The organism is Cohaesibacter marisflavi (genome assembly GCF_963665895.2).
Classification (GTDB): Bacteria; Pseudomonadota; Alphaproteobacteria; order Rhizobiales; family Cohaesibacteraceae; genus Cohaesibacter; species Cohaesibacter marisflavi.
Genome location: NZ_OY762534.1, coordinates 1727726 through 1751506, shown reverse-complemented (window position 1 = coordinate 1751506; position 23781 = coordinate 1727726). Strand labels below are relative to the sequence as shown.

Genomic DNA, 23781 nt, shown 5'->3' with positions numbered 1-23781 from the left:
CAAGATGAAGTTATAAGCCATTCACCAGAATGCCTCAAGCCCGCGCGAGACCAGCCGTAGTGCCCTTTGGTACTGCCCAATGCCAACAAGGGCCAAAAGAATGACCGACAAGAAACCGGACCTGATCGCCACAGTCGATCCGACTGCTGAATATGAAAAGCCCTTCTGGCAGGTGAAAAGGCTCGATGAGATGAGCCAAGCGGAATGGGAATCGCTCTGCGATGGCTGCGCGCGCTGTTGCCTCAACAAGCTGGAAGATTGGGACACGGGCGAAATCATCTGGACCAACGTCGCCTGCAGTCTGCTGGATTCCGATAGTTGCCGCTGCAAGGACTATCACAATCGACTGGCAACGATCCCGGATTGCGTTCCGCTTGATGCCGAAAAGGTGTCCTCGATTTCATGGTTGCCACCAACCTGTGCCTATCGCTTGCTCGATGAGGGCTATGATCTCTACTGGTGGCATCCTCTGGTGTCGGGCGATCCCGATACAATCCATCAGGCGGGAATTTCCGTGCGCGGGCGTGTTGTCTCGGAAGAGGGCATGGAAGTGGAAGATTATGAAGACCATCTGGCCAGTTGGCCCGGCGAAGACCCTGATGACGAGCCTGTATTGTTGAACCGGGACCACAAGTAAGTTTTTCCCAGCTGTAAGCTGATGAAAAATCAACACAAACGCAACTTTAACAAGAAAATTACAACTTTAAAAAGAAAATCTCTTGACCTGCGAACGGTCCTGAGGTACATATTAGCTACAGTCGGAAAGGTGTGAGCAACTTTTGCTCCCTCCGACTGTCGTGTGTTTATAATTGGGCTTGTTAGTCCATCTAGCTATTCGCCGCTCGGTTCGCCGCAGCGGCTTTTTTTATGCTCTTGCAAATGCCCAATGGGGCCAGTTTGTCCCTTGAATGCCTTGCGAGTGATCGCGGCATTCAGATGGTTCATCGGTGTGACTGCGGGCTATTTACAACTGACACAATCAGGAACAGGCATGTCAAAGAAACAGTCAAAGAGACCGGACTGGAAGGCCATTCGTGCCGAGTGCGAGAATGCGGGGCGCGCTTCTTTTTCCGCAATCGCCACCGCCCATGGCATCAGCGTTGCTACATTGAGAAAGAAGCGAAAGCTCTGGGAGCAATCGGAGGAGGCGACGAAAGATGAAACCTCGCAAGAGGCTTCCACAATAGATGGATCATCTGTTCAGTCTGCATCTCCAGGGCCGTCAGGCCTATCTGCTCCATCAATTGATCATCTGGCCATGGTCCGAAGGCTTTATCACGCAACGGACCAGCAAATCCGGCATCTTGAACAGCAGTTGCAAAATGGCAGCGCGGCGTTTGACGAAAAGGAAGCGCGCATGCTCGGCACAATAGCTCGCACGCTGGACAAGATCATGGAGCTCAACCCGCAAGGGGATGATCTGGATGCAGCAAGGAAAGAGGATGGAAATGGGGATGACAGAGACGATGATACAGGCACCCTTGACCTCCTCCGCGAAGAGCTTGCGCGCCGCCTTGATGGACTCAAGCAAGGGTCTTCAGGCAAACTTTCTGGCGAGTCTGACACCCAATGAATTGCGGCGCCTCGTGTATGACTGGGAGCTTTGGGCGCGCCCAGACCAGTTGCCGCCCGATGGTGACTGGATCTCCTGGCTGGTTCTTGGCGGGCGCGGCGCTGGTAAAACGCGCACGGGCGCAGAATGGGTCAAAGCTCTGGTACAAGGGCGGCCGCCCTTTGCGTCCCAGCCCTATGGACGCATCGCGCTGATTGGAGAAACCCTGCAGGATGCCCGTGATGTGATGGTGGAAGGGGTATCCGGCCTGTTGGCTGTTCACGACAAACAGGACCGGCCAAACTGGCAACCGTCCCGACGTCGGCTGGAATGGCCCAATGGTGCGGTTGCTCAGATCTTTTCCGCTGAAGACCCGGAAAGCTTGCGAGGCCCACAGTTCGGGGCAGCATGGGGCGATGAGTTGGCCAAGTGGCGTCACGCAGAAGCGACGTGGGATATGCTTCAGTTTGGCCTGCGCCTTGGTCAAAAACCACGCCAGATTGTAACCACGACGCCAAAGCCCACACCTTTGCTCAAGAGGTTGATGGCCGATCCGACATCTGCAATCAGCCACGCACCAACCCGAGCCAACCTGGCCAATCTGGCACCGGGCTTTCTGGATACGATCGTGCGCCGATATGAAGGGTCGCGCCTTGGGCGGCAGGAACTGGACGGGGAATTGATTGAAGACAGGGCCGATGCGCTTTGGAAGCGCGATCAGCTCGACCGGCTGAGGGTTGATGATCCTCCCGCGACCCTCAGCCGGATTGTGGTCGCCATTGACCCGCCTGCGACCTCTGGCAAAAGCGCCGATGCCTGTGGCCTTGTTGTCGCAGGGCTTGATGGAGATGGGCTGTGTTTCATTCTAAGAGACAGTACTCTTAACAGTGCAAGCCCCACAGCTTGGGCCAACAAGGCCATCGCGCTCTATCATCGCTTCGAAGCAGATTGCGTTGTGGCTGAAGTCAATCAGGGCGGGGAGATGGTGACCACTATTCTCGGCAATATTGATGCAAGCGTGCCGGTGCGATCCGTGCGGGCGACCCGTGGCAAATATCTGCGCGCAGAGCCTGTCAGTGCTCTTTATGAGCAGGGCCGGGTGCGCCATGTCGGCAACATGGCCGAACTGGAAGATGAAATGTGTGACTTCGGGCTCGATGGTCTGACGTCTGGAAAAAGCCCCGATAGGCTTGACGCCATGGTTTGGGCTGTGACGCATCTCTGCCTGGCTGATCGGTCTCAACCGAAAGTCCGGGCAATCTGACACTGCAAGAAAGGAAGAAGCATATGCTTCGCTGGACCTTGAAAGGGCCGGCGCGTTCGCGCTCGCCTCAAATTCACAAAGCCAAGTCAAACGCCACTGATCTCGCAGCAGATACTGGCGCGCTGGAAGGCAAAAATTCTCGGACCGGCGCTCTTGTTTCTGTGCACCAGACAGGGCGCCCGCGCTGGACACCACGAGATTATGGCGCATTGGCCCTGCAGGGCTATGCGCGTAACCCGATCGTCTATCGGTCTATCCGCATGATCTCAGAAGCTGCTGCTTCTGCCACCGTCTATTGCCTAGTGGGGGGAGAAAGACTGACCGAGCATCCAGTGCTTAATCTTCTGCATCACCCGAATGAACGGCAGGATGGTGCGACATGGCTTGAAAGCCTTTATGGCCATCTGCTTGTTTCCGGCAATGCCTATATTGAGGCCGTTTTCGGCGCTAGCAGTTTGAAAGAATTGCATTGTTTGCGGCCAGACAGGATGAAGGTCGTGCCCGGTCCAAACGGCTGGCCAGATGCTTACGACTATACCATTGGCAACAGGGCAGTGCGGTTTCATCAGAATGATGACGGCGCACTCGTTCCGCCGATCCTGCATATCACCCTGTTCCACCCACATGATGATCACTATGGACTCAGCCCGCTGGAAGCGGCACAGACAAGCCTCGATGTGCACAATGCGGCCGCTAGTTGGAACAAGGCGTTGCTAGACAACTCCGCCCGTCCATCTGGCGCGCTGGTCTATGCAGCTTCTGAAGCAGGAAACCTTAGTGACGAGCAATTTGAGCGTCTCAAGAAGGAACTGGAGGAAGGCTATCAGGGTGCAATGAATGCTGGACGCCCTTTGCTGCTTGAAGGAGGGCTGGATTGGAAGAGCATGAGCATGTCGCCGCGTGATATGGACTTCATCGACGCCAAGAATAGCGCAGCTCGAGAGATCGCTCTGGCTTTTGGTGTCCCGCCCATGTTGCTCGGCATCCCCGGGGACAACACCTATTCAAACTATGCCGAAGCGAACCGGGCCTTCTGGCGTCAAACGGTTCTGCCGCTGGCGAGCCGCTGTTTGCAAAATATCGCTCGCTGGCTTTCGCCCGCTTATGACGAGACGTTCGATTTGAAGATTGATCTAGATCTCGTCTCCGCATTGGCAAGCGAGCGGGAGGCGCTCTGGAACCGCGTCGGCAATGCGTCCTTCCTCACAGAAAATGAAAAACGCACCGCAGTCGGCTACAGCCCGACGGACGCACCAATGAGCACGACACGCAGCACAGGCGAGGGAGGGAAATGATGTGGCAGAAGCTTTGCAGATTTTCGCGACAAAGGGAGATCTGGCCCATGTTGCGCTTTTTCTTTGGGCCAGTGCGGCAAGTGGCTTGCTCGTCTGGAGCCTGCGAGAACAGGCTGCATCCAACAAACGCTTTCAGGATTTTGTCGAGGAGATTGCGCGCCTCACCAGTTTGCTCGAATAGTAAACTGAAATTCAGTTCATTTTGGGGCGCTGTGGAAAGGCCTGATCACAAGAAGGTTTTTGCCCGTTTTTCCCGTTCTTTGGAAACGCATCTGGGCCATGAACCGGTTGCTCGCATCCGCCTCATCTCAACATCAATGTGAAACAATAGATATAAGCTTATGAAATATATCGATGTCTATCACGCTTCAAAGCATTGCTCAAATCTTGACACTGAGAAGAAGGCGCTGCCGTCTGCTCTGGATGTTGTTAAGGATGATGGGCTGTTTGAAGGCTATGCCTGCCTGTTTGGCAAAGAAGATCTTGGCCATGATGTGATCCGACAGGGCGCCTTTGCCAAGAGCATTGCTGACCGCGGGCTCGACGGGATCAAGCTGCTTTATCAGCATGATCCGGCGCAGCCAATCGGTCAGTGGCTGACCATCCGGGAAGACGGCAAGGGGCTATTCGTCCGTGGCAAGCTGGCAACCGAAGTCGCCAAAGCGCGCGAAATCCTCTCGATGATGAAGGCCGGTATTCTGGATGGCCTCTCCATTGGTTTTCGCACCGTGCGCGGAAGCAAAGATCCCAAGAGCGGTATCCGCCATTTGCTGGAGTTGGATCTTTGGGAAATCTCCATCGTCACCTTCCCGATGCAGCCGGATGCGCGCATCTCGTCAGTCAAATCAGAGCTGGAGGGAGGAGCCGTTTTGCAGACTAATCACAATCCCCTTAGCAAAAGAGAATTGGAACGCAAGCTCATGCAGGACGCTGGGCTGAGCCGTTCCCAGGCCCGGGCCCTCATGGCCCATGGCCTCACTGGCCTCAGTGGCAAGCAGGACGCTGCCTTTCTTGAGCCTTCATGCGAGCTTGCGGCCTTGCGCAAGATGACCCGAGCCATGCTCAGGGCAGCAAACGTTTAAGCCTTTCGACTCTCGCAAACCTTTACTCATTTCAAACGAAAAGAGTCTTCTCATGAAAGAACTGAATATCCCGTCTCCTGAAACAAAGTCCTTGGTCAACGGAGAACTCGGAACGGCCTTCGACGATTTCCTGGTCTCCTTTGAAGCTTTCAAGCGCGCCAATGACGACCGCCTTGATGAAATCGAGAAACGGTCTTCCGATGTGTTGACTGAGCACAAGGTCGATCGCATCTCCAAGGCTCTGGATGATCAGCAGTCAGCCCTCGACAATCTCATCCTCAAGGCCCGCCGCCCTTCTCTCGGCGATGGGGTGTCTTCGGCGCGCAATGCTTCCCTGCTGTCTCCTCGCGCTATGGAACACAAGACGGCTTTTAATCGCTACATTCGCTCCGGTGTCGAGCAGGATTTGCGTGATCTGGAAGCTAAAGCCATGTCCATCAGTTCTGATCCTGATGGCGGCTATCTGGTTCCGGAACAGGTCGAAGCGGAAGTCGGGCGACGCCTCGCGGCTATTTCTCCGATCCGTGGCATCGCAGATGTGCGTGAAATCTCGGGTGCGACCTTGAAAAAGCCTTTCGCCAAATCGGGTCCGGAAGTCGGTTGGGTTGGTGAAACGGCAGCGCGGCCTCAGACCAATGCTTCATCTTTGGCCGAGTTGTCCTATACGGCAATGGAGCTTTATGCCATGCCGGCTGCAACGCCTAGCTTGCTTGAAGATGCGGCGATCAATGTTGACGAATGGATTGCGGCGGAAGTGGAAGCCGCCTTTGCCGAACAGGAAGGAGCAGCCTTCGTCAATGGTGACGGCGTTAACAAGCCAAAAGGCTTCATGGCTGAAACCGTGGTCGCTGAAGACAGCTGGGCCTGGGGCTCCCTGGGGGCCATCGCTACAGGAACTGCAGGTGGATTTGGGTCGACCAATCCCAACGATCCGCTCATTGATCTTATCTACAGTCTCAAGGCAGGGTATCGGCAGAATGCGCAGTTCGTGATGAACCGGACCACGCAGGCCGCGGTTCGCAAGCTCAAAGACAATGATGGTAACTATCTCTGGCAGCCGCCAGCAGCCATTGGTGCCAAAGCTTCTTTGCTGAACTATGCCATCACTGAAGCGGAAGATATGCCAGACATTGCAACAGACGCTTGTGCTATGGCCTTCGGAGACTTCAAGCGCGGCTATCTCATCGTCGATCGACTCGGCCTCAGCATTCTGCGCGATCCATATTCCTCCAAGCCATATGTTCTGTTCTATGTCACCAAGCGTGTCGGTGGCGGTGTTCAGGACTATGACGCCATCAAGCTGATGCAGTTCTCTGCCTGATTGTTACGCGTGACCCTGTGGGGGGAGCTTGCTCCATCCCAACTGGTGCCTTTGTCGGTTTCTCCCTCCCGGCAAAGGCATTTTCTTATCTAGAACAGTCGCATTGCGCGACGAATTGATTGTTTCATTTGTAATGGTGAAGAAATGTCGCTCACTCTTTTGACCGCGCCGGCAGTGGAACCGGTTAGCCTTGCAGAAATCAAGGCTTATTTGAAGATCGATCAGGATACCGAAGATGATCTGATCCGTGCCTTTTTGAGCGCGGCTCGTGTGCATCTGGAACATATGATCGGTCATCACCTTATCACTCAAACCTGGCGCGTTTTGATGGAAGGGCCGCTGGGGGAGAGTTTTCGTTTACCGCTGCAGCCGGTATCTGATCTCCTGGCACTTGCTGTCGTCAATGTCGATGGAAGTGTGACCGAACTGGACGTCTCCGGGCTTTCCATTTTCCAAGCCGACAATCCGGCAACGCTCGCCAATCTCGATGGCTTTCTGCTGAGCAGCAAGCAACGCCTTCAGATTGATGTTGAAACCGGCTTCGGCCCCATGGCGGAAGATGTGCCAGAGCCTTTGCGGTTGGCGATCAAGATGATCGTCGCCGAATGGTATGAGCGTCGCCTGATTGCTGATCCAGAGCAACTGCCTGTTTTGGCTAAAGCATTGGCGCCTCTGATTGCACCCTACAGAAGCTTTCATCTTTAGGTCATTTCAAGGGAAATGATCGATCTTTCAATCTCAAAACAGGAGGGTGCCGTGGCGCAAACAGCTCTCGCTCCCTTTCAATTCGATCCTGCCGGATTACGCCATCAGATTGCGCTGTACCAGCCGATCTATGATGAAGCAGCCCCTTGGGAAGGCGAGGAAACGCTCGAACTGGTGGCTGAGGTCTGGGCAGGTCTTCTTGCGGTGGTTAGCAACGAGCGAACCAACGCAGAACAGGCAAGTAACAGTCTATCGCTTCGCTTTGCTATCCGTCACCGTGAAGGTCTCGAGCCGTTAACTGCGCTTACTTACGAGAATGCGCTTTATGACTGTCTGAGCATGCATGATCCAGATGGCACGAAACGCTGGCTATTGATTGAGGCACGCACCAGATTGGGAGCGCAGTCATGAGTATCAAACTCAATGCAATTGCTCAACGCCTCTTGTCTGACCGTCTGGAATCCTATGCCGAAACAATCACCAGTCAGGCATCGGAAGAGGGCACGGATATTTCCGTTGAAACCGATCTTTCGGAAGATGGCGGCTCAATTAGCCTATCCGGCAATCAACTGCTTCAGGCTCACTATGGTGATCGGGAGAACGCGCCCTCCGGTTTTGTTTCCAGTCTCCTTGAGGGGCTGACACAGCAAAGGAGAAGCGTATGACCAGTTTGTCCTCCGGAGCGCTGGAACAAGCTATTTTGTCGTCTTTTAAAAGTGACAGTGCCCTGATTACATTGCTTGGTGGGGTACGGCTCTATGACGAGCCCAAACGAAATGCACAGTTTCCCTATCTTACGCTGACCACGAGCTATTCGCGCGATTGGAGCACGGGCACCGAAACAGGGGAAGAGCACCGCATTATCATAACCATTTGGACAGCAGCCGATGACCGCTCGCGACAACAGGATATTCTCGCGCGCCTCAGAGCCCTGTTGGACGCGTTCGAACCTGACATGACCGACCATGCCCTGATCAATCTTCTCATCGAGCGCATCGAGCTGCGCCCTGATCGTAAAAACCATCTGCTTCAGGGCATTATGCAGTTGAGGGCCGTGACGGAACGCATATCCAATTGATCCGGCTTGATAAAAGCTTCCATTTTTTCATTTTGAACATCAGGAGAAATCTCCATGACAGCACAAAAAGGCAAGGACCTTTTGCTCAAGGTGCACAACACCACCGAAGACGCGTATATCACAGTGGCTGGCTTGCGTGCCCGCTCGCTCTCGTTCAACGCTGAGAGCGTAGACATCAGCCACACCGAATCCGCAGGACGTTGGCGGGAGCTGCTTGCAGGGGCCGGATCACGTCGCGCAAGCCTATCGGGCAGCGGTCTTTTCAAAGACAGTGAGAGCGATGAGCGTATCCGGTCTTTGTTCTTCGATGGCACCATTGCTTCCTGGCAGGTGATTATCCCGGATTTTGGAACCCTTGAAGGAGCATTCCAGATCACCGCACTGGAATATTCCGGCCAGCATAACAATGAACTGTCGTTCGAGATGGCGCTGGAATCTGCCGGTGCTCTCGCCTTCTCGGCCTTGTGACCGGGGAGGGATGCCATATGGCCAACAGACGACGGGGCGAGATTTCGCTCATTCTTGATGATCAACCATTCAAACTTTGCCTTACTCTTGGAGCGTTGGCCGAGCTGGAGGACAGCATGGGGCTGGATGATATCAGCGCGCTTGCCGAACGCTTTTCGGGCGGCAGAGTGCGAAGTGGAGATTTGATAAAAATCCTCGGGGCAGCTTTGCGTGCAGGAGGTGCCAATATCTCTGATCTTGAAGCGGGGTCTATGCGCTGTAAGGGAGGCGCTCCCGCCCTCACACGTGCGCTTGTTGAGCTGCTAAAGGAGACGTTCAGTCCTGAGCTCGAAGATAGCGTTCTGCAACCTCCCCACAAGGTCAAAGGAATGCCCTCAAATGAAGGAGGGCGTGCCAAAGGCACAAACCCCGGGAAGGCCGGTCTGGTTTAGCTGGATCGGCCTCTTCTTTAGCTTGTTTTCCATGGGCAACGCTGTTTGCCATGGCAAGCCAGCAACTTGGCTGGACACCTTCTGCGATATGGGCAGCAACGCCCAAGGAGCTGCTGTGGGCGCTGAGAGGCCCTCCCAGTCGCAGTCCGTCCATGTCCCGTGAAGATTTTCAGACACTCAGCGCAGCCTTTCCAGATTGAAAAGCGAAAGAGACCAACCGGCTCGGAGACGGTTCTGCTGCTGATCTTGTTTTTGTTTCCGTTCCTTAAAGAGAGAAGGGGGCTGCTATGGCTGAAGAAGTTGTAGAAACGGCTGTCGTGAAAGTCGAGGCAGATATGAAGGCCTTCACAAAAGACCTATCGGTTGCAACCAAACAGGCCGAAAAGCTTGGCGACAAGATTGCTGATGCTTTCGAAGATGCGATCGTCGGTGGCAAAAATCTCGAAACGCTTTTCAGCAAACTTGCACTTGATTTAAGCAAAAGCGCTCTGTCCGCCGGTGTGGAGCCGCTTAAGCAACTTGTTTCGGGATCGGCATCTGGCCTTGCCTCAGGGCTATTCTCTTCACTCACCTCTTCAAGCGGGGCAAGCGGAGCATCTCTGTTCGGCAGTCTGACGCCCTTTGCCAAGGGAGGCGTGGTGTCTGCTCCGACGCTGTTCCCGACAGGATCGGGCACCGGATTAATGGGAGAAGCCGGAGCAGAGGCCATTCTGCCGCTTCAGCGAGGTGCTGATGGAAAATTAGGTGTGGCAGTGCCGGGCGCAAGTGGACCGGCGGTCAACATCGTCATGAATGTCAGTACGCCCGACATACAGTCATTTTCGAAATCGCAAACCCAGATCGCGACTAAGCTGGCGCGCGCTGTTGGGCGTGGTCGCCGCGGCCTGTGAGGTGATGAACACTTCTCACTGGGGCCGAAGCAAAAGGCCATGAAAGAGGCAGTACACACATGTCAAGACTACGGGAGGGGCTGTTCCTGAGATGGAAACAGCCCTTTTTGCTTTGCATATTCAGGATAAATCAATGAACGGATTTCATGAGATACGCTTTCCCCTTGATGTAGGGTTTGGAGCCTCTGGTGGGCCTGAGCGGCGAACCGATATTGCAACCCTGGCCTCGGGATTTGAAGAACGCAATGCCCGTTGGGCGGATTCCAGACGCAGCTATGATGCGGGCGTCGGCCTGCGCTCGATAGCAGATTTGCAGACTGTCTTGCGATTCTATGAGGAGCGTCGGGGGCGGCTCTATGGATTTCGTTTCCGTGATCCCTTTGATCATGCGTCTTGCGATGCCGGAAGAGCGCCTCAACCTAACGATCAGCGGATTGGCACTGGCGATGGGGAAACAACGCACTTCCAGCTACAGAAAACATACGGCGCTGATTATGCGCCCTATGTGCGCAATATCGTCAAGCCGGTTGAAGGTAGCGTGAGGGTTGCCATCGCAGGACAAGAGACGACCGATTACTCAGTAGATGAAACAAATGGCGTGATTTTATTCGATCGAGCACCTGATGCCGGTGAGCAGGTTACGGCGGGGTTCACGTTTGATGTGCCAGTACGCTTTGATATCGACAAGCTAGAATTCTCATTCAGTGCATTTGAAGCTGGCGATCTTCCATCCATTCCTTTGGTGGAGGTGAAGCTATGAAAGTGCTTTCAGATGAAATGAAGGCTCATCTACAGAGTGGCACCACAACATTGGCCACTTGCTGGATCTTGAGGCGTGTGGACGGATTCTGTCTTGGTTTTACAGACCATGATCGAACCATAGAACTGAATGGCGTTTCTTGTGAACCGGATACCGGGTTTACCGGCTCGGAAATTCGGCAGAGCGATGGTTTTGCCAGTGATGATCAGGACATCTCGGGCGTTTTAACTTCCGACCGCATCACCGAAGCAGACCTCATGAGTGGACGCTATGATGCTGCCACCATCGAAACCTGGTGTGTGAATTGGCAGTCTACCGATCAATGCCTTTTGCTGCGGACCGGATATCTGGGGGAGATCAAGCGAGACCGTCAAAGTTTTCAGGCTGAAATCCGCTCTCTTTCTATCGATATGGAACAGGAGAAGGGCCGCGTTTTCCAATATCGTTGTGATGCCAATGTTGGAGATGCCAGATGCGGGCTCAAACTTGATGCGCTGGGTCTCACTTTCAAGGGCGTTGTCAGTGGGATTAAATCGCAGAACTGGTTAGTGGTCACGTTGGAAACCCGCCCTGAAGCCGGGCGCCTTTCCATGGGACGCCTTGAGATGACATCTGGGGCAGCCAGCGGCATGGCTTTTGACATTATTTCCCACCAGCAATTGAGCGAGAGCGAAGAACTCGAACTGTGGCTGCCATTGCATGAGCAGATCGCTCCTGGAGACGGCGTAAAAGTATCCGTCGGGTGTGACAAGAGCTTTTCGACGTGCCGGAAACTGTTTGCAAATCAGCTCAATTTCCGAGGTTTTCCGCACATGCCGGGCAACGATTTTATTCTTACCTATCCCTCTCTTTCGCAACAAAGTGATGGATCTCCCCTTATTGAGGATTAAACGATGGTGGACGAAACAGTCTCAGACATCATTTCAGACGCTAGTGCATCCATGATCATCTCTGAAGCGCTGAGCTGGATAGGAACGCCCTACAGGCATCAGGCGAGCTGCAAGCATGCGGGCTGTGATTGTCTGGGACTGATCCGAGGTGTCTATGCAGCTTTCTGGCCAGAACCGGAACAACCACCCACCTATAGTCCGCACTGGGCGGAGTCGAACAGCGAAGAAACACTCGCAAATGCGGCGCAAAGATATCTGTTACCGGTGGATCGGGATGCTCGTGCGCCGTCCAATATATTGCTCTTTCGCTACAAAAGAGGCTTTCCGGCCAAGCATGCAGGTATTCTGATTGATGAAACCCGCTTTCTTCACGCGCAGGATGGCGCAGGGGGTCAGCTTGTTTCTCTTTCTTCGTGGTGGCTGAGACATTTATCTTATGTCTTCGCGTTTCCTCCGCTTCTCAACTCTTCTCAAACCGGAATTGAAAAGAAATGACCACACTCGTTCTGAAAACTGTGGGCAGCGTTGTTGGCGGAGCGCTGTTCGGGCCATTAGGCGCCGCAATCGGCGGGGCTTTGGGGGCGGTTGGTGGCTATCAGCTGGATCAATCGCTGTTTGCATCGTCCAGATCGGTGGAAGGGCCCAGTCTATCTGACTTGTCTGTGCAGACCTCTACAGAGGGCGCCGCTATTCCTCGCCTCTATGGTCGTGCGCGTTTGACCGGCCAGATCATCTGGGCAACCAATCTTGTTGAAGAAGTCACTTCCCGTAAATACAAGACGGGGGCTTCCAAAGGAAGCGGCGGGTCTTCAACCACTGAAACGACTTACAGCTACTGCGCCAATTTTGCGGTAGGGCTTTGCGAAGGCGAAATTGCCTATGTCGGGCGTGTCTGGGCGAATGGATCAATTCTGGATCTCAAGGATATTACCTACAGGGTTTATCGCGGTACAGACGATCAGCTTCCCGACAGCTTGATTGAGGCCAAGCAGGGGGCAGAGAATGCCCCAGCCTATCGCGGGCTTGCCTATGTGGTGTTTGAAAAGCTGCCGTTAGATGACTTTGGCAACCGCATACCGCAATTGTCCTTCGAAGTTATTCGGCCTATAGGAACCCTGGAAAAGAAGATCCAATCTATTGTTATGATACCGGGCTCTACCGAGTTCGGTTATGACACGACCGAAATCCTGCGCAAGGATGCTGAAGGGGAGTGGAACTCGGAGAACCGACATTCCTACGAACCCGGAACCGATTTTGAAGTTTCACTCGATCATCTGATCGCGATCTGTCCAAATCTGTCCAACATCGCGCTTGTTGTGGCGTGGTTTGGAACAGACTTGCGTGCTGGAGCTTGCGCAATCCAGCCAAGGATCGACAATAGCGACAAGGCAACATCGGGTGATCAATGGTCTGTTGCTGGTCTTACACGGGCTGAAGCCCAAAGCGTGTCTGTTATAGAAGGAAGGGCGGCGTATGGCGGAACGCCTTCTGACGCTTCGGTCATTAGGGCGATAGAGGTCATCAAAGAACGTGGGCTCAATGTCACTCTCTATCCTTTCATCATGATGGATATTGCGCCGGACAACGGCCTGCCAGATCCATATGGTGCTGTAGAACAGGCGCCGTTCCCATGGCGTGGGCGCATCACATGCAATCCGGGGCCTCAGCAAAAGAATTCTGCCGATCAGACATCCCTTGCCTCCGAACAAGTTGCTTCCTTTTTCTCTTCCCGAGACTGGAGTTATTCCCGCTTCATTATGCACTATGCGCAATTGGCCAAGCAGGCCGGTGGTGTTGAGGGCATGCTCATTGGATCCGAGTTGCGCGGTTTGACTTGCGTTCGCGACGATGCTGGGGCTTATCCCTTTGTCGCCTGCCTTAAAACTCTGGCTGCGGATGTGCGCACCTGTCTCGGTAGTGAAACGCGGATTACATACGGAGCCGATTGGAGCGAGTATTTTGGCCATCATCCGCAAGATGAGGAAGGAACTGTTCGCTTTAATCTCGACCCTCTATGGTCCGATGACAATATCAATGCAATTGGCATCGACAATTATATGCCCATGTCCGACTGGCGTGCCGGTGAGGATCATCTGGATGCTGTGCTAGCAGATACGGGGCTCGAGTATTCCTATCTTCAGGCGAATATCGCCGGAGGGGAAGGATATGATTGGTATTATGCAAGTCAGGCCGACCGTGATCAGCAAATAAGAACGCCTATAACAGATGAAACTGCAGGCAAACATTGGGTCTTTCGATATAAGGATCTCGTGAATTGGTGGTCAAACGTCCATTTCAACCGCAATCGGGGGATTGAGAGTGATACGGCGACCGATTGGGAGCCTTGCTCGAAGCCCATTTGGTTCACAGAAGTTGGATGCCCCGCCGTACATCTGGGGCCCAATCAACCCAACGTATTCCCAGATGCAAAATCTTCCGAGTCAGCTTTGCCATACTATTCCTCTGGCGCACGAAGCGATGCGGCTCAACGTGCCATGCTGACAGCCAGTCTTGATTATTGGCAAGTGCAATCTGAGCAATCAAATCCGGTTTCTCCTGTCTACGGAGAAAGAATGGTCGCCTCTGATCAGGTCTATCTCTGGGCTTGGGATGCACGCCCGTTTCCATCGTTTCCGCTCAGTACGGATGCATGGTCTGATGGAACCGCATGGCATACAGGACATTGGCTCAATGGACGGCTGGGAGGCGCCCCGGTGGAAGATATCGTCCGAACCGTGATGAGTGACTTCGGGCTGTCGGATCCTGAATTTTCCTCGGTCCCGTTGGCTGTGGATGGCTATGTCGTCGATCGGCGCATGTCTGCACGATCTGCCCTTGAAAGCTTGTGTGATGCAGTCGGCATTTCATTTGTTACCAGCGGCGATCGTGTGCGGTTTGAATTGCAGGAGCGTCGAGCAAGCGAAAAAGTCGATTTAACGGGGCTTGTCGATGAATTGGAGGAGCCAATCCTCCAGAAGCAGATTGACCCTTGGGAAGAAGAAGCGTCCAGCGTCACTCTTTCTTTCGGTGAGCTCTTTTATGACTATCGGACGTCGGTGGCCCGATATGATCAACCATCTGCCAGAACCCGCAAAGAAAGCTCCAAATCTCTAGCGGTCGTGTCAACGGATCCAATCATGGTTGATGTTGCGAAAAATTGGCTCCGGCGAAATAACTATGCCCGCCACACAGTGCAATTCAAGTTGCCTTTGTCCATGGCCGCGTTGGAAGCCGGGGATTTAGTGACGCTTGAGGGCGAGGATGATCAGAGAAGTTATCGCATCAACGAAATCGAAGATGGTGGTGTCCGCGAGGTCTCCGCTAGTCTCGCAGCCCCCCGGAATTCTGCTCCATTGGCTAAAGATCATCGAGTGAGGGCGTCATCCAAGCTAACTGTTGCAAAGGCTGTTTGTGTTGCCATGGATTTGCCTGCGCTTCCGGGTAAGGCAGATTATCCTCATGCGCCTTACGTCGCGACTTATTGTTCTCCTTGGCCGGGTAGCATGGGGATGTATGAAGGCAGCGCCGATATAGGGTTTGCCCATCGCCAAAGCCTGGACGTTCCCGCAATTCTTGGCACTTTACAAACTGAGCTCGCCGGGCGCGAATGCTTCAGTTGGGATATGGCCAGCTCAGTGCTCGTTAAATTGAACAAAGGTGACCTGTCTTCAGTAAGTGACTTCGGTCTATTGTCTGGCGCCAATGCTGCTGCAATCAGGGCCCAAAATGATGAATGGGAAATTATTCAGTTCGTCAAGGCCGAGCTTGTCGGTGGTAATATATGGAAATTGAGTAGACTGCTCAGGGGGCAACAAGGCACAGAACAGGCCGCTCTGAGTGGGGCGGGCATTGGTGCCCGATTTGTGCTTCTGGACGAAGCTGTCGCACCGCTCAAGGTTGATAGCGGTCAGCTTGATAAGGAATTGCCTTTCCGGATCGTGGCGAGCGGAGCAACACTAGATGATGTCAAAAACCTCGATCTATCAATCGCTATAACTGGACGCGGATTACGGCCCCTTTCTCCGGTACATCTAAAGATCATACGCTCCCAGACCTATGATGGTCTCCAGTTTGAATGGGTTCGTCGAGATCGATTGGAAGCCGATAGCTGGGCTGACAGCTCTATTCCACTCAGTGAAACTCAAGAACGCTACACTGTGGTCATAAGACATCCTCAAACAGCACAAACTTTGCGTGAAGAAGAAGTGGAGGACACCCAATGGGTCTATTCCACCAGCGCCCAAGCCGCTGACGGTGTTAGCGAGTTGACAGAGATCTTGATTGAGATCGCTCAAGTCAGTCGACGTGTCGGGGCTGGAGATGCAGTGTCCCGGCGTATTTCGCTTAGAGACCTGCGTATTCTCTCTTGAGATGACGTCTCAGTGAGCAGCAATGGCTGTTTGCTCCAGAAGCTCGTTCCCATTTCTACCCTCAAAAACCCATCCAAAACAAACCAAAGGAGCCTATCATGAGTCTTTCTGATCAAACCCCAAAGGCAGCTTGGGAATCCAAAATCAACTGGACACAGCTTGTTGCCGTTTTGGCGATGGGGTTGACGATGTTCGGTATTGATCTCGACCCTGATATCCAGCAGCGCCTCGCCGTAACAATCTCCAGCCTATCCGCCGCGATAACGATTATCTGGCGCACTTGGTACACAACGCGAACAATCATTTGAGCACTACAATGAGCCTGATTTTCAATTTGATTGTCATTTTGGTGAAGCTGGCACCCTCGCTGGCTTCCCTTCTCGCCCAATTGTCAAAATTCAGCGCTGATCATTCCTCTGGCTCAGTTGAGAAGAACAATGACTTGGTGAAGAAGCCAAGAACTGCAAGTAAGGATTTGCATGATGCGATGGTTGCAAAATGGGGTGGAGGGGCTGCGCAAGAAGCACGGTATGTTCCAGAGCAAACTGCTGATCCTTCTTTTATTGATCTTGCCTCTGATGAGTTGCGTAAATCAGATGGTTTCAAGCGACAATGAGTTTCTCGAAGAGTTGCCATCTGCCATGGCGCAAGAGCAGAGTGGTAAAATGGCAGCTTGTCTGCTGTTCGAGCCAATAACGTGGTCTGCAAAGGATACGGATCAGACAATCTCTGAAGTGAAACGCCATAACCAAAAGTTAGTCACATATTGCAGCCGATAGTAGACGCGTTGTCTTTTCAAAGTGATCTAACAGGCGTTTTGATTTGTTCAGCTTCGGTTCAGGAAAAATCTTGTAGATTGCTGGCATGCAAAAACTGATCAACAAATATGCGCTTTGGGCGCTGGCTATTATCGCCATTTCCTTCTTGGTTCCAAACAGCCATGCCATCGCGGCTCAATGTCTCGGGGCTGAAGAGATCCGCGTGGCAATCTCTCAAGGTCGTGCGAAAAGTCTGGTGGCAATCACGCAGGCAGCCAACGCCGTCGTAAGTGGGGATGTCATCAAGGCCAATCTATGTTCTGCTGGTGGACGTCTCAATTATGAGCTGGTCATTTTGTCTAGGCAGGGCAATGTGACCCGCCTCGTTCTGGATGCAAAATCTGGCAAAGTCCTCTCTGTAAATCAGTAACGAGCCCTTAACATCGAGAGCGATGCAGACTACGATCATCTGCGATGCATTTGCCTATGCAAATGAAAGCAAAGTGTAGGGGAAGCCAATGCGCATTTTGATTGTTGAAGACGAAGCCGAGTTGAACCGTCAGCTCAAGGACGAAATGGAAGAAAACGGCTATGTCGTTGACTGCGCATTTGATGGAGAAGAAGGTCACTTTCTCGGTGATACCGAACCGTACGATGCTGTTGTCCTCGATATCGGGCTGCCTAAAATGGACGGAATCAGTGTTCTCGAAGCTTGGCGGCGCGATGGCCGTACGATGCCAGTTCTTATTCTGACTGCTCGCGATCGCTGGAGCGATAAAGTGCAAGGCATCGATGCGGGGGCGGACGACTATGTTGCAAAGCCATTCCATATGGAAGAAGTCGTCGCTAGAGTTCGTGCCTTGGTGAGGCGCTCCGCCGGCCTGGCATCGAATGAAATTACCTGCGGCCCAATTCGTCTGGATGCCCGATCTGGTCGTGTAACGGTTGAAGGACTAACTCTGAAACTGACTTCCCATGAATTTCGGTTGCTGTCCTACCTTATGCATCATCAGGGTAAGATCATATCGCGTACTGAACTGGTCGAGCATCTCTATGATCAGGACTTTGACCGCGATTCCAATACGATTGAGGTTTTTATCGGACGTCTGCGCAAAAAGCTGGGTGTGGACGTTATCCAGACGGTCAGAGGGTTGGGCTATAATATGATTGCGCCTGACACGGCCAAAGAATGAAGTCGATAACGCGATATCTGGTCATCAATATATCGATTTGGGCTCTGCTTGCGGCTCTGAGCGCTGGCGTCATTCTTACGTCCCTGTTTCGCACCTCTGCTGAAGACGCTTTCGATGGGCAGCTGGATATGGTGCTCAAAATGCTTGTCGGTGAATTGGCAACACAGCTGTTTAGTTCCGAAGAATTGTCAAGACCAGGCAGTCTAGGGCAACCGCGATTTGAGCTGCCTCTCTCGGGTTGGTACTGGACGGTCAGCCGCTCCAACAAGGACGAACTTGTCTTTGCTTCTCTCTCGCTGGGCGGGGAGAATCTCACCGTAGAATCTCAAAGTGAGAAGCAATATACAGGTGGAATTGGACGCTATCTTCTGGGGAAGGGGCCGGACGGAAAACGAATTCGCATTCTTGAACGTGAGATTTCCTTTGGCCCAGACCAGAGCTACTATTTCCGTGTAACGGGAAACGCGGCTGAGTTAGATGAGCAAATCCGTTCCTTCGAGAATAGAGCCTGGCTGCTCATGGTTTTGTTTGGCGTGGTTCTGCTCACCGCTTCTCTTCTTCTGGTAAGAACTGCGCTAAGGCCACTGACTAAACTGCAGCGACGGGTTCGCGATGTTGCCGTAGGCAAAAGCGAAGCCATCGTAGGGAGTTATCCCGTAGAGGTGGACGGGCTTGTTGAAGAAGCCAATATCCTGATTTCTTCCAATAAAGAAACCCTTGAAAGAGCGCGCACCCAACTTGGGAATCTTGCTCACGCTCTAAAAACTCCCTTGTCCGTCATCACCAATGAAGTCAGATCATCTGATCTGCAAAATGCTGACATGCTGGTTCAGCAGGTTGATGTGATGCGCGATCAGATACAGCTCTATTTGGATCGCGCCCGATTTGCTGCACGTCACAATACCATTGGTACGGTTACCAAAGCAGATCCTGTCTTGAAGAAGCTGACGGGCGTCATGAGCAAAATTCACCCGGAAAAAATGGTTGATTACGAATGTTCTGCAGATTCCGATATTTGTTTTCGTGGTGAAGAGCAGGATCTGGAAGAAATGATTGGCAATCTTGTTGACAATGCCTGCAAATGGGCTTCGAGCAGGGTTGTCGTGTCGTTGACCGAAGGTCTGGAAGAAGCAGCTGTGAAACGTCCCCAAAAAAAGAACGCCAATGTTCGAAAATGGCTCTCTATCATCGTTGAAGATGACGGGCCTGGAATTAGCGAAGGCAAGATTGATGAGGCCCTTAAGCGGGGCAAGCGTCTTGATGAAAGCAAACCAGGTTCTGGTTTGGGACTGTCCATCGTAACAGAAATAGCGAACCTTTATCAGGGGACATTCTCTTTAGAACGGGCATCTCTTGGAGGTCTTCGGGCTGAGTTGGTGTTGCCTGCGATAAAAGAAGAGTAATTTCTTTCCGCAGTTGCGCATAAGCAAAAACGCATAACCAAAGAAAGCAGAACAAAATTTTTCGCCAAATTTTCGACATTTTCGAAACTTAAAGCGAAGTTGTGCGTTGTGTATGCAAATACGGTTATTTTGGGATCTGTTTGGCCGGACCTTTGGACAGTGTTCATGAATACCGTGTAGGCTTCGAACTCGGCTCGCAATTACGACGCCGACGAGCAAATCGCAATTATCACGCAAGCGATCCTTTGATCGCTGCAATGAATAGGGGCTTGAAAATGAAATTTAAATCTATCGCGATTGTTGCTGTTATGGGCGCAATGTTGGCCGGATGTCAGGGCGGGCCGAAAGAAACCTTTGGCGGTTTGACTGGCGCTGTTGCTGGCGGCGTCTTGGGGTCTCAGGTAGGAAGCGGCGAAGGGCGTCTTGTGGCGATTGCTGCAGGGTCGGCTCTCGGTGCTCTTGCTGGGTCATCTATTGGCCGCATGATGGACGAGAATGATCGCAAGATGGCTGCCGAAGCCCAGTACCGCGCTCTCGAATATGGTCGCTCTGGAGCACCGGTTTCCTGGACAAACCCGGATACCGGCCACCATGGGCAGATCGTTCCAACCCAGTCTTACACTGTGAATGACCTGAATTGTCGTGATTACACGCACACAATTTATATTGATGGACAGCCGCAGACCGCTCGCGGCCGCGCTTGCCGCCAGAGTGATGGTACGTGGCGTCCAGTGAACTAAAGTTCTTTTGCAAACCCGCTTTAATTCGGGAAGATGCAGCAAATTGCCGGAAGGGGAGGCTCAAATGTTGGGCTTCCCCTTTTTGTATCTGAATATTTCCAAAAAACGCTGGGTTGGGTAGGGAATGTTAACAGTTTGATAGCTTTAAATTGAAATTCTACAAGGAACCAAAATTAAGGTCGGAGTGTCCGCATGGACAACATGGAAAAGCTTAAGGAAAAGTTGAAGCTTTATCTTTCGACGTTGTCTGAAAGTGCCCAAAGGATGCTGCTGCGAAATTTGGAAAAAGCGCAGCGTGAGGGCAATAGTGACACCGCCGCAGAGTTGATTGTTGCTGCCTTGCGTGATCTTCTCAAAGTTCAGGAAAAAATTGTCCCTCTTGAAGAATTTGCCAAGAAGGATTTTTTCCGCGAAGCGCGCTTTTTTACTTCTGAAATTGATCTTCTTTCCAAAGTCGAAGCCAGAATCAGCCCCACATCTTTCGATGTTATCTGGAGCTGGATCAAGCGCGACATTGCGACGCCTGAGCACCTGCAGAAACTTGCACTGGACTGTGCCGACCTGGAAAAACACGAAATTTCCAAACATTCTGCAGAGGTCTGTGCTGATCTGGTCGCCGCCATAAAGGCTCGACTGAAGGTTGTCTCGCGAGAACTTGGCGGAGAGCAGAAGCTGACCAATCATCTGGGTGGCGAAATCGTTTACAAGGATTTGCTCGATGTGCTGGTCAGTGCCGAACGTCTCATGCCACTGAAGCCCATTTTGAGCCGAATGCCCAAGGAAGTTGCGAGTTGGTCCAGCCCGGAAGGGGACGAGGCCTACAAACTGATTACTCGGTATGTTCAGCAGGCACCGTTGCGTACATCTTGGCTTTTCTCTGCAGTATCCAAGAAGCTGCTTTCCCCGAGACTACGTATTCAATTGGCGACCAAACTATCCGGCTCCGATGATGCTATTCAGGTTGCCGCGACGGTGTATGCTCCGGCGGTCCAGCACATGTTGGCAGAGATGGATGCTCACGTTGCTGAAGTTGATAAGCATCTGAAGGAGTTTTCTGGCTTGCACAACGCGTTGGATCATCTACGATCTTGGAGTGTTTTGGCCAAAGCAGTGGAAGTCGAACTCGAGGTTCCCAATCAAAGCCAGTGGGGTGGTGTGCTTACTGAAATGAGGAAGAAGATGTCGCGCATCCTGAAGAGTGAGGTTGAATCGGCCCCTGGTCTTGTTCGCAAAGCTTTGCGCGCACCAAAGAGCGGAGAACCTGAATCTGTTGATAGCGATTTGATCGTTGATGCTGTCCGTGCTTCCCAGATTTTTCATCAGGCAGAACTTGCAAAAGACGGGCTGGCTATGAATGGCCCAATCGCAGAAGCGCGCAAGGAACTCGAGCAGAGTTTTGAAATCCTGACAAAATCTCTCGTCGATAGAACGAGGCGTGCGGTCGGGCAGGATGTCGAAGTGATCGAAAAACTGCACGTAGCCGCGCTGGACATTGCCAAAAACCTATTCGATGCTGAATTCGCCGACTCTTTGGGGCGGCAGCTAAAAGCTGCAGCTTCTGTGAAAGAGCTTCAGGCCGCAGAGGCCTGACAGTGCTTGTCTGATCCCTTCCTTGCCGCTTCTTTCCATACAGATCGGCCATCGCGAACATACCGTCTTTCTCGGCGTAGGGTTTTGTGTGGCCTTGTCCTGTCTTATCCTATCGTTAGATGAACATGTGTTAATTTGACTTCTCGGCGAAATCAGAAATGCTCTGACTTGGACTAGTGTGAGAGTTGGACCTGTATGTTTTGGACTATCGCTGTTGTATTGACGCTCGTGACCATCGCGATCGCGACCTTTCCCCTCATGCGCAAAGAGCGCAAGCTGGATAGCGCGAACGCCTATGATATGACGATCTATAAATCTCAATTGCAAGAAATTGAAGGTGACGTCGAACGCGGTTTGATTGATGAAGCAGAAGCAGAAGCCGCTCGTGCTGAAGTCGCTCGCCGCCTGATTGGTGCGCAGGATGCGCTGGAAAAAGAGAGCGAAACAGATCGCAAGACTTCTGACGCTCCCGCAAGTGTCTCTCAATTCGAAGGAGGCAAGTCAAATCTTCGCTTTGCTGTCGTCGCGATTGCACTTGTCATTCCACTATTATCATTGGGACTTTATTTTACGCTGGGCTCTCCGGATCTTCCCGCCCAACCGTTGCAAGCCCGCTTATCCAAACCTCCTGAAAATCAGAGCTTGACGGAACTTGTCGCTTCGGCAGAAAAGAAGTTGGCGGCTAATCCGGATGATTTGGAAGGCTGGAAAAGGATGGCTCCGGTCTATGCCCGCATGCGTCGAACGGACGACGCCATTAAGGCCTATCGGAATATACTTCGCCTTGAAGGAGAAAGCGTTGAAGCTTTGTCTGATCTAGGCGAAGTGCTTGTCATCAAGAATGCCGGTGTCGTCAATGATGAAGCGCGCGAGTTATTCCAGCGCGCGAATCTCTTGGATGCAACGGCACCAAAACCGCGCTTCTTTTTGGCCATCGCTCTAGGGCAGTCTGGAGAGACGCAGGATGCCATTGAAAAGTGGCAGGCTCTTGTCGCTGATTCAGCTGAAGGTGCTCCATGGATACCTTTTGCCAAAGAGCAGATAGCCGCCCTGAAAAAGCGCGATGCTTCCGGTTCGACAACCGAAGGGGAGCAAGCTCCACCGCCATTGGCAGGCCCATCAAAAGAAGATGTCGATAATGCAGCCGAGTTGACCGCGGAAGACCGGCAGCAGATGATTGAGGGCATGGTTTCCAATCTTGCTGACCGTCTGAATTCCGAGGGGGGGACAGCAGATGAGTGGGTGCGCCTTATAAGAGCCGAGCTTGTGCTGAATCGTCCTGATATGGCGGCCAAAACCGTGACCCGCGCGCTCGATGCACTTCAGTCCGATGTTGATGGGCTTGAGAAGGTCAAAGCTGCTGCGCGGTCTTTGGGCGTCTCAATCGATCAGTAGGTCAGTTTAAAGTTCCAATAGCAAAACATTGATGCGCTACCAATCGGTAGCTGCCGGATAAGAATGATTAAGAGGATCTGTTTATGTCGAGAAAGCAAAAAAGGATGATGTTGATCGGGGCCGCCGGAGCTGTGCTCTTTGCTGCTGTCGGTTTGATTTTGTTCGCTTTGCAAAATCAGATTACCTTTTTCATGAGTCCGTCAGAAATTGCGGAAAAAGGCGTCGCCCCCGGACAGCGCATCCGACTTGGCGGATTGGTCAAGGAAGAGTCCGTTGAGCGGACAGATAAGGCGCATGTATCTTTCGTTGTGACAGATGGCGGTGCCGAAATAAAAGTGGCTTATGCAGGCATTCTGCCCGATCTGTTCCGCGAGGGGCAGGGGGTCGTCACAGAAGGGATGATGAATTCTGATGGATCATTTGCCGCCGATACGGTTTTGGCCAAGCATGATGAAAATTACATGCCGCGAGAAGTGGCCGATGCTCTGAAAGAGCAGGGGCATTGGCAAGACAGCTACGGCAAGGTCGAGACAAACTGAACCTTGCAACGAAAAAGGAAACCGAGCCTGCTGACAAGATCGCAATGGTTGGCTCAA

The 23781-nt window shown here is 52.6% G+C and carries 28 protein-coding genes; all 28 read left to right on the top strand.

The genetic code is table 11. The annotated features are described in order from the left end of the window. Positions 1–100: 100 nt before the first annotated feature. Positions 101–637, top strand: coding sequence for a YcgN family cysteine cluster protein (locus tag ACKPCT_RS09160; RefSeq protein WP_090068177.1), 537 nt, complete (start codon positions 101–103; stop codon positions 635–637). A gap of 354 nt (positions 638–991) precedes the next feature. Then, positions 992–1573, top strand: a complete 582-nt coding sequence (locus ACKPCT_RS09155; RefSeq protein WP_319569029.1) for a hypothetical protein — start codon at positions 992–994, stop codon at positions 1571–1573. After that, positions 1518–2816 carry a DNA-packaging protein gene (locus ACKPCT_RS09150; protein WP_319569028.1) on the top strand — a complete coding sequence of 433 codons (1299 nt, stop codon included), beginning with the start codon at positions 1518–1520 and terminating at the stop codon, positions 2814–2816. The genes ACKPCT_RS09155 and ACKPCT_RS09150 overlap by 56 nt, the downstream gene beginning before the upstream one ends. A gap of 23 nt (positions 2817–2839) precedes the next feature. After that, the gene (locus ACKPCT_RS09145) at positions 2840–4111 is read left to right on the top strand and encodes a phage portal protein (RefSeq protein WP_090068182.1); all 1272 of its coding nucleotides are present in this window, start codon (positions 2840–2842) and stop codon (positions 4109–4111) included. Position 4112: 1 nt separating this feature from the next. Then, complete coding sequence (locus ACKPCT_RS09140; protein ID WP_090068184.1) at positions 4113–4292, top strand: hypothetical protein; 180 nt, start codon at positions 4113–4115, stop codon at positions 4290–4292. 160 nt (positions 4293–4452) lie between these two features. Beyond that, positions 4453–5193: an HK97 family phage prohead protease gene (locus ACKPCT_RS09135; protein ID WP_090068186.1), complete on the top strand. Its 741-nt coding sequence runs from the start codon at positions 4453–4455 to the stop codon at positions 5191–5193. A gap of 52 nt (positions 5194–5245) precedes the next feature. After that, positions 5246–6514 (top strand): phage major capsid protein, encoded by a 1269-nt coding sequence (locus tag ACKPCT_RS09130; RefSeq protein WP_319569027.1) that lies wholly within the window; start codon positions 5246–5248, stop codon positions 6512–6514. Positions 6515–6658: 144 nt separating this feature from the next. After that, positions 6659–7219, top strand: a complete 561-nt coding sequence (locus tag ACKPCT_RS09125; RefSeq protein WP_319569026.1) for a head-tail connector protein — start codon at positions 6659–6661, stop codon at positions 7217–7219. 51 nt (positions 7220–7270) lie between these two features. Next, positions 7271–7630, top strand: a complete 360-nt coding sequence (locus tag ACKPCT_RS09120) for a head-tail adaptor protein (RefSeq protein ID WP_319569025.1) — start codon at positions 7271–7273, stop codon at positions 7628–7630. Beyond that, positions 7627–7884 (top strand): hypothetical protein, encoded by a 258-nt coding sequence (locus ACKPCT_RS09115; RefSeq protein WP_319569024.1) that lies wholly within the window; start codon positions 7627–7629, stop codon positions 7882–7884. The genes ACKPCT_RS09120 and ACKPCT_RS09115 overlap by 4 nt, the downstream gene beginning before the upstream one ends. Further along, positions 7881–8297, top strand: a complete 417-nt coding sequence (locus ACKPCT_RS09110; protein WP_090068196.1) for a DUF3168 domain-containing protein — start codon at positions 7881–7883, stop codon at positions 8295–8297. Before ACKPCT_RS09115 ends, ACKPCT_RS09110 begins: the two co-directional genes overlap by 4 nt. 54 nt (positions 8298–8351) lie before the next feature. Further along, complete coding sequence (locus ACKPCT_RS09105) at positions 8352–8765, top strand: phage major tail protein, TP901-1 family (RefSeq protein ID WP_090068198.1); 414 nt, start codon at positions 8352–8354, stop codon at positions 8763–8765. 17 nt (positions 8766–8782) lie between these two features. Further along, on the top strand, positions 8783–9196 hold the full coding sequence (locus ACKPCT_RS09100; RefSeq protein ID WP_090068200.1) for a gene transfer agent family protein: 414 nt from the start codon (positions 8783–8785) through the stop codon (positions 9194–9196). A 50-nt stretch (positions 9197–9246) separates the two neighbouring features. After that, the gene (locus ACKPCT_RS09095) at positions 9247–9396 is read left to right on the top strand and encodes a phage tail assembly chaperone (protein WP_090068201.1); all 150 of its coding nucleotides are present in this window, start codon (positions 9247–9249) and stop codon (positions 9394–9396) included. Positions 9397–9483: 87 nt separating this feature from the next. Continuing rightward, complete coding sequence (locus tag ACKPCT_RS09090; protein ID WP_090068203.1) at positions 9484–10086, top strand: phage tail tape measure protein; 603 nt, start codon at positions 9484–9486, stop codon at positions 10084–10086. A gap of 91 nt (positions 10087–10177) precedes the next feature. Continuing rightward, positions 10178–10846, top strand: coding sequence for a DUF2460 domain-containing protein (locus tag ACKPCT_RS09085; protein ID WP_244544554.1), 669 nt, complete (start codon positions 10178–10180; stop codon positions 10844–10846). Next, positions 10843–11736, top strand: coding sequence for a DUF2163 domain-containing protein (locus ACKPCT_RS09080; RefSeq protein WP_090068205.1), 894 nt, complete (start codon positions 10843–10845; stop codon positions 11734–11736). Before ACKPCT_RS09085 ends, ACKPCT_RS09080 begins: the two co-directional genes overlap by 4 nt. Before the next feature lie 3 nt (positions 11737–11739). Further along, complete coding sequence (locus tag ACKPCT_RS09075) at positions 11740–12231, top strand: NlpC/P60 family protein (protein ID WP_319569023.1); 492 nt, start codon at positions 11740–11742, stop codon at positions 12229–12231. Further along, positions 12228–16106 (top strand): baseplate multidomain protein megatron, encoded by a 3879-nt coding sequence (locus ACKPCT_RS09070; RefSeq protein WP_319569022.1) that lies wholly within the window; start codon positions 12228–12230, stop codon positions 16104–16106. The genes ACKPCT_RS09075 and ACKPCT_RS09070 overlap by 4 nt, the downstream gene beginning before the upstream one ends. Positions 16107–16204: 98 nt before the next feature. Beyond that, positions 16205–16414, top strand: coding sequence for a hypothetical protein (locus ACKPCT_RS09065; protein WP_090068209.1), 210 nt, complete (start codon positions 16205–16207; stop codon positions 16412–16414). An 8-nt stretch (positions 16415–16422) separates the two neighbouring features. Further along, positions 16423–16722, top strand: a complete 300-nt coding sequence (locus ACKPCT_RS09060) for a hypothetical protein (protein ID WP_090068211.1) — start codon at positions 16423–16425, stop codon at positions 16720–16722. A 248-nt stretch (positions 16723–16970) separates the two neighbouring features. Then, positions 16971–17294, top strand: coding sequence for a PepSY domain-containing protein (locus ACKPCT_RS09055; protein ID WP_319569021.1), 324 nt, complete (start codon positions 16971–16973; stop codon positions 17292–17294). An 88-nt stretch (positions 17295–17382) separates the two neighbouring features. Continuing rightward, positions 17383–18057 carry a response regulator transcription factor gene (locus ACKPCT_RS09050; protein ID WP_090068215.1) on the top strand — a complete coding sequence of 225 codons (675 nt, stop codon included), beginning with the start codon at positions 17383–17385 and terminating at the stop codon, positions 18055–18057. A 128-nt stretch (positions 18058–18185) separates the two neighbouring features. Next, on the top strand, positions 18186–19460 hold the full coding sequence (locus ACKPCT_RS09045) for an ATP-binding protein (RefSeq protein ID WP_319569020.1): 1275 nt from the start codon (positions 18186–18188) through the stop codon (positions 19458–19460). Positions 19461–19735: 275 nt separating this feature from the next. Beyond that, positions 19736–20200 (top strand): RT0821/Lpp0805 family surface protein, encoded by a 465-nt coding sequence (locus tag ACKPCT_RS09040; protein ID WP_244544555.1) that lies wholly within the window; start codon positions 19736–19738, stop codon positions 20198–20200. 192 nt (positions 20201–20392) lie between these two features. Then, on the top strand, positions 20393–21790 hold the full coding sequence (locus ACKPCT_RS09035) for a hypothetical protein (protein ID WP_319569019.1): 1398 nt from the start codon (positions 20393–20395) through the stop codon (positions 21788–21790). Positions 21791–21985: 195 nt separating this feature from the next. After that, positions 21986–23185: a c-type cytochrome biogenesis protein CcmI gene (ccmI, locus tag ACKPCT_RS09030; protein ID WP_319569018.1), complete on the top strand. Its 1200-nt coding sequence runs from the start codon at positions 21986–21988 to the stop codon at positions 23183–23185. Positions 23186–23268: 83 nt separating this feature from the next. Beyond that, on the top strand, positions 23269–23724 hold the full coding sequence (gene ccmE / locus ACKPCT_RS09025; RefSeq protein WP_319569017.1) for a cytochrome c maturation protein CcmE: 456 nt from the start codon (positions 23269–23271) through the stop codon (positions 23722–23724). Positions 23725–23781: the final 57 nt, after the last annotated feature.

Bases quoted from the DNA above. Each gene is read 5' to 3' on its own strand.
- ACKPCT_RS09160 (WP_090068177.1), top strand. From the start codon at position 101: ATGACCGACAAGAAACCGGACCTGATCGCCACAGTCGATCCGACTGCT.
- ACKPCT_RS09155 (WP_319569029.1), top strand. From the start codon at position 992: ATGTCAAAGAAACAGTCAAAGAGACCGGACTGGAAGGCCATTCGTGCC.
- ACKPCT_RS09150 (WP_319569028.1), top strand. From the start codon at position 1,518: ATGGACTCAAGCAAGGGTCTTCAGGCAAACTTTCTGGCGAGTCTGACA.
- ACKPCT_RS09145 (WP_090068182.1), top strand. From the start codon at position 2,840: ATGCTTCGCTGGACCTTGAAAGGGCCGGCGCGTTCGCGCTCGCCTCAA.
- ACKPCT_RS09135 (WP_090068186.1), top strand. From the start codon at position 4,453: ATGAAATATATCGATGTCTATCACGCTTCAAAGCATTGCTCAAATCTT.
- ACKPCT_RS09130 (WP_319569027.1), top strand. From the start codon at position 5,246: ATGAAAGAACTGAATATCCCGTCTCCTGAAACAAAGTCCTTGGTCAAC.
- ACKPCT_RS09125 (WP_319569026.1), top strand. From the start codon at position 6,659: ATGTCGCTCACTCTTTTGACCGCGCCGGCAGTGGAACCGGTTAGCCTT.
- ACKPCT_RS09115 (WP_319569024.1), top strand. From the start codon at position 7,627: ATGAGTATCAAACTCAATGCAATTGCTCAACGCCTCTTGTCTGACCGT.
- ACKPCT_RS09110 (WP_090068196.1), top strand. From the start codon at position 7,881: ATGACCAGTTTGTCCTCCGGAGCGCTGGAACAAGCTATTTTGTCGTCT.
- ACKPCT_RS09105 (WP_090068198.1), top strand. From the start codon at position 8,352: ATGACAGCACAAAAAGGCAAGGACCTTTTGCTCAAGGTGCACAACACC.
- ACKPCT_RS09100 (WP_090068200.1), top strand. From the start codon at position 8,783: ATGGCCAACAGACGACGGGGCGAGATTTCGCTCATTCTTGATGATCAA.
- ACKPCT_RS09095 (WP_090068201.1), top strand. From the start codon at position 9,247: ATGGCAAGCCAGCAACTTGGCTGGACACCTTCTGCGATATGGGCAGCA.
- ACKPCT_RS09090 (WP_090068203.1), top strand. From the start codon at position 9,484: ATGGCTGAAGAAGTTGTAGAAACGGCTGTCGTGAAAGTCGAGGCAGAT.
- ACKPCT_RS09085 (WP_244544554.1), top strand. From the start codon at position 10,178: ATGGAAACAGCCCTTTTTGCTTTGCATATTCAGGATAAATCAATGAAC.
- ACKPCT_RS09080 (WP_090068205.1), top strand. From the start codon at position 10,843: ATGAAAGTGCTTTCAGATGAAATGAAGGCTCATCTACAGAGTGGCACC.
- ACKPCT_RS09075 (WP_319569023.1), top strand. From the start codon at position 11,740: ATGGTGGACGAAACAGTCTCAGACATCATTTCAGACGCTAGTGCATCC.
- ACKPCT_RS09070 (WP_319569022.1), top strand. From the start codon at position 12,228: ATGACCACACTCGTTCTGAAAACTGTGGGCAGCGTTGTTGGCGGAGCG.
- ACKPCT_RS09065 (WP_090068209.1), top strand. From the start codon at position 16,205: ATGAGTCTTTCTGATCAAACCCCAAAGGCAGCTTGGGAATCCAAAATC.
- ACKPCT_RS09060 (WP_090068211.1), top strand. From the start codon at position 16,423: ATGAGCCTGATTTTCAATTTGATTGTCATTTTGGTGAAGCTGGCACCC.
- ACKPCT_RS09055 (WP_319569021.1), top strand. From the start codon at position 16,971: ATGCAAAAACTGATCAACAAATATGCGCTTTGGGCGCTGGCTATTATC.
- ACKPCT_RS09050 (WP_090068215.1), top strand. From the start codon at position 17,383: ATGCGCATTTTGATTGTTGAAGACGAAGCCGAGTTGAACCGTCAGCTC.
- ACKPCT_RS09045 (WP_319569020.1), top strand. From the start codon at position 18,186: ATGGTGCTCAAAATGCTTGTCGGTGAATTGGCAACACAGCTGTTTAGT.
- ACKPCT_RS09040 (WP_244544555.1), top strand. From the start codon at position 19,736: ATGAAATTTAAATCTATCGCGATTGTTGCTGTTATGGGCGCAATGTTG.
- ACKPCT_RS09035 (WP_319569019.1), top strand. From the start codon at position 20,393: ATGGACAACATGGAAAAGCTTAAGGAAAAGTTGAAGCTTTATCTTTCG.
- ccmI (WP_319569018.1), top strand. From the start codon at position 21,986: ATGTTTTGGACTATCGCTGTTGTATTGACGCTCGTGACCATCGCGATC.
- ccmE (WP_319569017.1), top strand. From the start codon at position 23,269: ATGTCGAGAAAGCAAAAAAGGATGATGTTGATCGGGGCCGCCGGAGCT.